Source organism: Micromonospora sp. NPDC093277 (assembly GCF_044765245.1).
In the GTDB taxonomy this organism is placed as follows: domain Bacteria; phylum Actinomycetota; class Actinomycetes; order Mycobacteriales; family Micromonosporaceae; genus Micromonospora.
On sequence record NZ_JBIWJO010000032.1, the window covers coordinates 1 to 8,249 of the forward strand.

General features: G+C 71.6%; 8 protein-coding genes. 2 read left to right on the forward strand and 6 right to left on the reverse strand.

Annotated features, from left to right (window positions below):
* Nucleotides 1-517: 517 nt before the first annotated feature.
* Nucleotides 518-1,978 (reverse strand): MFS transporter, encoded by a 1,461-nt coding sequence (locus ACIRG9_RS31395; RefSeq protein ID WP_402864121.1) that lies wholly within the window; start codon nucleotides 1,976-1,978, stop codon nucleotides 518-520.
* A gap of 71 nt (nucleotides 1,979-2,049) precedes the next feature.
* Entirely contained in the window at nucleotides 2,050-2,286 is a 237-nt protein-coding gene (locus ACIRG9_RS31400) for a hypothetical protein (RefSeq protein WP_402864123.1), read from the reverse strand.
* Nucleotides 2,287-2,433: 147 nt separating this feature from the next.
* Here ACIRG9_RS31400 and ACIRG9_RS31405 point away from each other — a divergent pair, with 147 nt between their 5' ends.
* Nucleotides 2,434-3,579 carry a geranylgeranyl reductase family protein gene (locus ACIRG9_RS31405; protein WP_402864125.1) on the forward strand — a complete coding sequence of 382 codons (1,146 nt, stop codon included), beginning with the start codon at nucleotides 2,434-2,436 and terminating at the stop codon, nucleotides 3,577-3,579.
* Between the two features lie 19 nt (nucleotides 3,580-3,598).
* Here the strand turns inward: ACIRG9_RS31405 and ACIRG9_RS31410 are convergent, their stop codons facing one another.
* Complete coding sequence (locus ACIRG9_RS31410; protein WP_402864128.1) at nucleotides 3,599-4,633, reverse strand: NAD(P)-dependent alcohol dehydrogenase; 1,035 nt, start codon at nucleotides 4,631-4,633, stop codon at nucleotides 3,599-3,601.
* 98 nt (nucleotides 4,634-4,731) lie between these two features.
* On the opposite strand from ACIRG9_RS31410, the gene ACIRG9_RS31415 reads away from it, so the two are divergent.
* The gene (locus ACIRG9_RS31415; RefSeq protein WP_402864131.1) at nucleotides 4,732-4,920 is read left to right on the forward strand and encodes a hypothetical protein; all 189 of its coding nucleotides are present in this window, start codon (nucleotides 4,732-4,734) and stop codon (nucleotides 4,918-4,920) included.
* 60 nt (nucleotides 4,921-4,980) lie between these two features.
* Here ACIRG9_RS31415 and ACIRG9_RS31420 read toward each other — a convergent pair whose 3' ends face one another.
* From ACIRG9_RS31420 to ACIRG9_RS31430, 3 genes are all read right to left on the reverse strand, one after another.
* Nucleotides 4,981-6,780: a bifunctional metallophosphatase/5'-nucleotidase gene (locus ACIRG9_RS31420; RefSeq protein ID WP_402864140.1), complete on the reverse strand. Its 1,800-nt coding sequence runs from the start codon at nucleotides 6,778-6,780 to the stop codon at nucleotides 4,981-4,983.
* A 212-nt stretch (nucleotides 6,781-6,992) separates the two neighbouring features.
* On the reverse strand, nucleotides 6,993-7,646 hold the full coding sequence (locus tag ACIRG9_RS31425) for a nucleotidyl transferase AbiEii/AbiGii toxin family protein (RefSeq protein WP_402864134.1): 654 nt from the start codon (nucleotides 7,644-7,646) through the stop codon (nucleotides 6,993-6,995).
* Nucleotides 7,643-7,969 (reverse strand): hypothetical protein, encoded by a 327-nt coding sequence (locus ACIRG9_RS31430; protein ID WP_402864137.1) that lies wholly within the window; start codon nucleotides 7,967-7,969, stop codon nucleotides 7,643-7,645. Before ACIRG9_RS31430 ends, ACIRG9_RS31425 begins: the two co-directional genes overlap by 4 nt.
* Nucleotides 7,970-8,249 lie beyond the last annotated feature (280 nt).

Here is an 8,249-nt window from a genome sequence, read left to right on the forward strand (position 1 = left end):
CAGACGGTGCAGGTGTCGGCGTACCCGGATGCCTACGCCCAGTGGGAGCAGCAGGCCGCTGATCTGGTCGCCCAGTACTGGAACAGCTGACAACCACACAAGCACAACGCCGCTGGCCGGCACCCCGAACACAGGGGTGCCGGCCAGCGACGTCTCCAGATCTTGGACAGTTACCGTCCACCACGACCGGTAACTGTCCAAGATCCGCAAGCCACACCCGCTCGTGCCGGGAGAACACAGTGACGGGCGGGCGGTGAGGGCGCACGACGGGGCTGGGGGCGAGGGTGACCGGCGCAGGGATCAAGCCTGACCGCCCGGAGCCGGGCACCCTCGCCCCCAGCCCCCAACAGCAACCAACCCACCCAGAGCAACCAGCCCCCGACAGCAACCAGCCCCCGAGAGCAACCAGCCCAGCCAGAGCAACCAGCTCACAACAGCAACCAGCCCCCGGAAAGCGACCACCAACCCAGAGCCACGGCAGCAACAACCCCCGCAACCAGCCTCCGGCCGCGGATGATCAGGAGGCGCCGGAGCGGGCCGGAGACCGGCGGTGACCCAGCACGACGTCGACCAGCGCCGCGACCAGCGCCAGCGCGATGATCCCGGCGGCCAGCACCAGAGCATGCCGGAACGCGGTCGACCAGTCTCCCCGCGTGTTGCCCAGGGTCGAGAAGAACACGGACCCGACCGCGGCGATCCCGGCGGCCGACCCGATCCGCTGGCCGGTCTGCAGCATGCCGGCCCCGCTGCCGGCCTGCGGCACCGGCACCTCGGAGAGGGTGAGCGTCTGGTTCGGCGCGATCACCAGACCGCTGCCGAGCCCGGCCACCAGGAACGGCACCGCGGTCAGCACCGGCACCGAGACGTGCGACGAGCTGTGCAGCACCCACACGGTCGCGGCGAGGCCGACGACCACCACCAGCAGGCCGATGCCGACCAGCGGCCGGCCGTACCGGTTGACCACCCGGCCGCCCACTGCGGCCGCCACCGCCGAACCGAGGGCGAACGGGGTGATGGCCAGACCGGCGGCGAGGGCGCTGTAACCGAGCCCGATCTGCAGGTAGAGGGTGAAGATGAAGAAGATCGCGGTGAATCCAGCGAAGTAGAACAGACCGATCAGTGTTCCCAGGGTGTACGAGCGCAGCAAGAACAGCCGCAGGTCGAAGAGGGGCTGCTGGCGGCGCGCGTACCGGCGCTCCCAAAGGCCGAACGCGGCCAGGAAGACCAGTCCGGCCGGGATGAGCAACCACTTCGCCCCGCCGTGCCACTGCTGTTGCTGCACCAGCGGAAGCAGCACCAGGGTCACCCCGATACCGAGCAGCAGCACGCCGACCGGGTCGAGCCGGTGCCGGTCGGGCACGCCGGCGGGTCGGGCCGGCATCAGCCGCCAGCCCAGGATCACGGCGATGATGCCGACCGGCACGTTCACGAAGAACACGTACCGCCAGCCGTGCTGCTCGCCGCCGAGCTGGATGAGCAGCCCGCCGAGCAGCGGGCCGACCGCGGTGGAGATGCCGATCGTGGCGCCGAGCAGCCCGAACGCCCGGCCCCGCTCGGCGCCCCGGAAGAGCTGTTGGATCATGCCGCTCACCTGAGGGTTGACCACCCCGGCGGCGGCGCCCTGGACGAGCCGGGCGATGATCAGCCACAGTGGCGAACCGGCCAGCCCGGCCACCGCGCTGGTCAGTGTGAACAGGACCAGCCCGGCCACGAACGCGATGCGCCGGCCGCGCGCGTCACCGAACCGCCCGGCCGGCACGAGGATCAGGCCGAAGGTGAGCGCGTACCCGGAGAGCACCCACTGCAGGTCGCTCGGCGTCGCGTTCAGGGCCCGGTCGATCGACGGTACGGCCACGTTGACGATGCTGACGTCCAGCAGCGTCATGAACGCGGCGACCAGGCCGACGCCGAGTGCCCGCCAGCGGCGCCGGTCGTCGTACCCGGCGGTGTCCGCCGGTGCCGACCGGTCCGTGCTCATCGCGCCCCCCAAGGCCGTCGCTCACGCGTCCCCGATCGCCACCCCGGCCAATCGTGGGGCAACCGGCCGGGTTACGCCATCTGGCGTGCGCACCACCGTGGCCCGAAGTCCAGGCCCGCCATCGGGGAGTCCTCCCGGTGCAGCAGGCCCCGCTCGGTGAGCAGGTGCAACGGCTCGCGCAGCTCCTCCTCGGTCATCCCGGCCTCCTCGGCGATCTGGCCCGGATAGGGTACGTGCCCGCGCACCTCCAGCGCGGTCACCGCCTGGTACACCCGTTGCTCGATGTCCGACAGCTGTACCTGCTGCATCGTTCCCTCCTCGGCGTGACCCGCCCGACCGGCGGGTGGTCTGCGCCCGGCGGTTACCCGGAGGACCTCCGATGATGCCCACCCGAACGAGGGTGCCGCCGGGCGCGTGCGGGGTGCCGTCGGCGGGCCGTACCCTAGGCTGCATCAGTGATCATCTGGGATCTGGTCGTCGTCGGTGCCGGCCCTGCCGGACTCTCCGCCGCGCACGCCGCGGCCCGGGCCGGCGTCCGCACCCTGGTGGTGGAACGTGCCACCCACCCTCGCTACAAGACCTGCGGCGGCGGGCTGATCGGCGCATCGCTGGCCGAGGTCGCCGACCGGATCGACGTGCCGGTCCACGACCGGGTCGACCGGGTCACATTCACCCGGGACGGGCGACGCGGCTTCACCCGCCGGCATGCTGAACCGCTGGTGAGCATGATCCGCCGCGAGGAGTTCGATCACCGGCTGCGGTCCGCCGCGGTCGCCGCCGCGGCCGAGGTCCGCGAGGGCGTCGCGGTCCGCGCCGTCGAGCAGGACCCCGACGAGGTACGCCTGCGGCTGGCCGACGGCGACACCGTACGCGCCCGAGCGGTCATCGGCGCGGACGGCTCCTCCGGCGTCACCGCCCGGCACGTCGGGGTGGCCCACCGGCAGGTCGACCTGGGGCTGGAGCTGGAACTGCCCGTCCCACCCGCCGAGCAGGAGCGCTGGCGGGGTCGGCTACTGCTCGACTGGGGGCCGGTGCCCGGGTCGTACGCCTGGGTCTTTCCCAAGGGTGACCGGCTCACCGTCGGCGTCATCTCCGCGCGGGGCGACGGGGAGCGGACCCGCGCCTACCTGCGCGACTTCGTGGCCCGGCTCGGCCTGTCCGAGCTGACCCCGGAGCACGACTCGGGCCACCTGACCCGGTGCCGGACGGAGGACTCGCCGCTGCGTCGAGGCCGGGTGCTGGTCGCCGGTGACGCGGCCGGCCTGCTGGAACCGTGGAGCCGGGAGGGGATCAGTTTCGCCCTGCGTTCTGGCCGGCTGGCCGGCGAGGCGATCGCGGGCGGCGATCCGGAGGCGTACGAGCGCGAGGTGAACCGACGGCTGGTGCCCGAGATGCGGGCCGGGCACCGGTTGCTGGAGGTCTTCGAGCGCCGGCCCGACGTGTTTCACGCGTTGCTGGCCACCCCGCCCGGTTGGCGGATGTTCGTTCGGTTCTGCCAGGGCCGGACCAGCTTCGACCGCGCCCTGGCCCGCCGGCCGGTCCGGGCGGGTCTGGCCATGTTGGACCGGCTGCCGGGCCGCCGTCCGAGGGCATCCCGGTGAGGCCGGAGCCCCCGGCCGGTCAGGGCATGATGACCGCCCGGCCGTGGATCTCCCCTCGGCGCAGCGCCTCGTACGCCTCCGGCGCCCGCTCAAGGGGAAACGTCTGCACGTCGGCGTGCAACTGGCCCACCTGACCCAGGGCGATGACCTCCTGGAGTTCGGCCCGGGTACCCCAGAACGGCACCACGACGCCGGTCTCCAGCGGCACGGTCGGTGGCTCGTCGGCGACCGGCCGGACCGGGAGCGTGCCCCCGGCGAGGCCGACCAGCAAGAGCTTGCCGCCGGTGGCGACCACCTGCCGGGCGGTGATCAGGGTGGGGTCCGCCCCCACGAAGTCGAGCACCACGTCCGCCCCGTCCGGCGGCGGGCCCACCAGTGCCCGGATCTGTTCCACGGCGTCCGGCCCGGCCTGCACCACCTCGTGCGCGCCCAACCGGCTGGCCAGCTCCAGCGCGGCCACACTGGTGTCCACGGCGATGATCCGTACCGCCGTGGTGGCCACCAGGATCTGCACGGCCATGTGGCCCAGTCCGCCGATCCCGATCACCACGCAGGCGGTGCCCGGACGCAGCTTCGGTCGCGCCAACTCGATGGCATGGTACGGGGTGAGTCCCGCGTCGGTCAGCGGCGCCGCCTGGCTCAGGTCCAGGTCCCCTACGTGCAGCAGCCGGGACGCGGGCACCACCACATACTCGGCCAGCCCGCCGTCGCGGCTCAGCCCGATGCCGCCCACCGGCACGACCCGGCACTGGTTCTCCAGTCCGCGCAGGCAGGCGCGGCAGTGGCCGCAGCCGATGATTCCGTAGACCGCGGTCCGATCCCCGGGCGACCAGCCGGAGACCCCGGGGCCGACCTGGTCGACAATGCCGGCGATTTCGTGCCCGAGCGTCAGCGGGATGGGGAAAATCCCCGCCGGTGCGTCGAGGATGTGCAGGTCGGAGTGGCAGGCGCCGACCGCGCCGACGCGCAGCAGCACCTCGCCGGGGCCGGCCGCCGGGGTAGGCAGCTCGGCCTGCTCCAGGACTCCGGGGGCGGTCATCCGCACCGCGCGCATGGTCGTCCTCCACATCCTCGCCGAGTGCCGGTCGGGACGACATACCCGTGTCGTCCCGGTTGATGCGGGCAGTGGTGGGTCGGGCGCACAATGCGGTCATGAGCGAGTCGAGCGAGTCGTTCACCGACGAGGAGTACGCGTTCCTTCGGCACGTGCGGTTCGGCGAACTGCCGCCGGCGGTGCGTCCCGAGGAACGGGTGGCGCTGACGGAGACGGACGCCCGGCGGGACCGCCCGGAGCCGGCCGGCGGCCCCGAGGAGTGGGCACTGCGGAACAGCCCGGGCTGAGCCCGGAAACGCCCGACGGGCCGCGGGTGGCACACCCACGGCCCGCCGGACTGGTACGGATCAGAAGACCGGCAGGCCCTCGCGGACCAGCTTCCAGTTCGGCACGAAGAAGTCGGCCGGGTCGATGGCGCCCTTGGCCTGCGCCCAGTCGATGAGCAACTGGCGGATCTCCTGCTGCTCGTTGTAGACCTGGGTCTTCACGACGCCGGGGAAGTTGCCGCCACCGCTGCGCCGGTAGTTGTTCACCGCGACCACGAACTGGGCGTCCGCGGCGACCGGGGTGCCGGTGCCCGGCAGGACCAGGCGGGTGATCCGCTGGCCGACCGGCTTCGAGATGTCGATGTCGTAGTCGACACCCGAGATCGTGTCGTAGTTGTAGTCCGGCACGCTCGAGTCGTTGATGGTGGCCGGGTTGACGGCCGCACCGACCGGCAGCGTGCGGAAGTACTTCGCCGAGTACTCCAGGTACTCCTTCACCTCGGCGCCGGTCATCACGACCGCCTCGAGGGTGTTGTCGTACACGTAGAGGCCCGCGACGTCGCGGATCCGCACGTCCCCGGCGGGGAACACCGCGGTACGGCTGAACGGCGCCGCGATCGACAGCACCGGCAGGCCCGCGTACGCGGTGCCGGCGAGCGCCGTGGCCACCACGTCGGTCTGGACATGGTTGATGAAGTCCAGGATCGGGGTGTCCTTGTACCGCGACTCGGCGGCGGAGAGCTCCACGGTGGACCGAGCGACGACCTGGTTGACGTAGTCGACCGTCTTGGTGTGCTGGCCACGCACGGCCGCGAGCACCGCCGGGTCCTCGACCACGGTGTTGGTGTTCAGCATGGTGGCGCCCTTGGCGGCGACCTGCCAGCGGCCCTTCTCCCGGGTCAGGGTGAAGTCCATCCGGGTCAGCCGCTGGCCCCACCGCGACGGCTCCGAGGTCAGCACCCGCTCGCCGGTCTGGGTGTTGGTGACGAACCGCTCCGGGATCTCGCTGTGCGCGTGTCCGAAGAGGATCGCATCGATACCCGGCACCTGCTCGGCGATCAGCCGGACCGGGTTCTCGTTCGGCAGCTCCGGCCCGTAGCTGGAGGTGCCGTTGTCGCCGCCGTGGGCGGAGATGATGACCAGGTCGGCGCCACGGTCCCGCATGATCGGCACCCACTTCGCGGCGGTCTCGACCATGCCCTCGAAGAGCAGCTTGCCCTCGACGTTGCCCTTGTCCCAGATGGCCACGCCGGGGTTGGTCAGACCGAGAATGCCCACGTTCAGCGCCGGAGCGCCGTGCCCGCCGAGGTTGACCGGCTTGATCACGTACGGCAGGTAGGCCGGCTTGCCGGTCTTCTCGTTGATCGCGTTGGCGGCGAGCGCCGGGAAGCCGAGCTGCTCGATCCACTTGGCCAGCAGCGGCAGGCCGTAGTTGAACTCGTGGTTGCCCAGCGTGACGGCGTCGTAGTTCAGGACGTTCATCGCGTTGGCCATCGGGTGCGTCTCACCGGTGACGGTGATCGGCTCCTGCTTGGCGTAGTACGTGGCCAGGGGGGTGCCCTGGATGGTGTCGCCGGCGTCGAGCACCAGGGTCGCCTTGCCCTTGCGCTCGGTGCGGATCTGGTTGACCAGGGTGGCCAGCTTCGCCACGCCGACGTCGTTGTGCTGGCTGTCGTCGTACTCGGCGTCGTTGTAGTAGTCCCAGTTGTATACGTTGCCGTGGGTGTCCGAGGTGCCGAGGACGGTCAGGTCCCAGATCTTGGGGGCGTTGCCCTTCGCCTCGCCCGCCTGCGCGGGGGAGCCAGCGAGCAGGGGCGCGGTCGCGGCGGCCGCCGCGACGGCCAACACCTGACGGCGCGAGGCGCCGGAGGAGGAGGTCATGAGGTGCCTTTCCATGGGGGTAGACGCGCCTCGTAGGCGCCGTTGCGCACCATAACCACCTCCTGTCACGGGCGCCACATCGCCCCGAGGTGTTTCACCTCCTCAGCATTTCTGGCCGTTTAGCTGTAACACGGAGGTCACCCCATGGTCGTCTCCACATCGGTCAAACAGGGCAAGTCGGCCACCGTCGGCGGGGGCCGTTCGACACCGGGTCAGCGGGGCCAGGCGGCCATCCGACGGCGGACCTCGGCGACCTGATCTGCGTCCAGCCCGTAACGGGCGAAGCGCCGGTCGGGGAGCTCGTCCAGGTAGCGTCCCGCCGCCCGAACATCCGCCAGTTCCAGCGCCGGGTCCACCTGGCGGGCCAGCGCCAGCAACTCGGTCACCTCATACCGGCCGAGCGCGGCGGAGACGTCGATGTAGTCGCGTACCTCCCGCCGGTTGACCAGCGCGGCGGTCTTGTTGGCGACCAGATCGCGGACGTCCATCACCGGGCCCAGGTCCATCACCACCGGGCTGCGATACCGATCGAGCCGGGCCAGGCTAAGTCGGATCTGCCGGCCGTCCCGGCTCACCACGAAGTCCCGCAGGTCCCGGTCGAAGCCGTCGAACAGTTCCGCCAGCTCACTGTCCGGGTCCGCGTCGACCACCCGATACCCGGCCACCTCCAGTGCGGCCCGCACCTCGGCGGCCGCAGCGGCGGCGGCACCCTCCACGTCGGCGAAGAGGTCGACGTCCTCGGTGGGCCGGGTGACCAGGCCGTGCGCCGCCCAGGCCACTCCGCCGCCGAGCACGAACCGGTGCGGACCGGCGGCCGCCAGGGCCACCCGGGCCACGTCCCGGTAGAAGTCGTGCAGATGGCTCACGCGGTACGCAGGTCCCGGTGCCGGCTCTCCCAAGCCAGGCGTACACCCCGCGGCAGGTTCAGCCGCCGCCACACCCGGTGTAGCGTCCGCCCGTCGATCAGCTCCCGCAGGTCCTCGATCCGGTTGGTCTCCCGCAGCACGTTCTCGTACATCCAGAGCAGATCGTCCGGGTCGTCGAGGTCGAAGGCGCGTTCGCTGTTCCACATCAGGCGTACCGGTAGCTCGACGATGCCCCGGGTGGGGCCGGTGAGCTCGGCGAGGGCGCGGGCCACCACGGCGGGACGCCCGGGTCGGGCGAGGTGTGCGCTGATGGTGGCCGACATGTTGTCAGGGTAACCCGTGGCACGCTCATTGCCGCCCGCTGCGCCACTGCGTAGTTTGCGCGCCGACGTGAAGGGTGTCCGTTTCCAGCAGGTGTGTGCGAGCCCGCCCGCTTCGGCGGGTGCCCGGTCCCCGGAATGATGGCGGGCCGCCGGTCGTTGAACACGGGTGCACGGCCGAGGAAGGCCCAACCCCGGGGGCCGCCCGCTTCGGCGGGCGCTGTACCCCGGGAATGATGGCGGGTCGTCGGTGGTTGTGTATGGTCCCGGCGCCGCGAAGAGG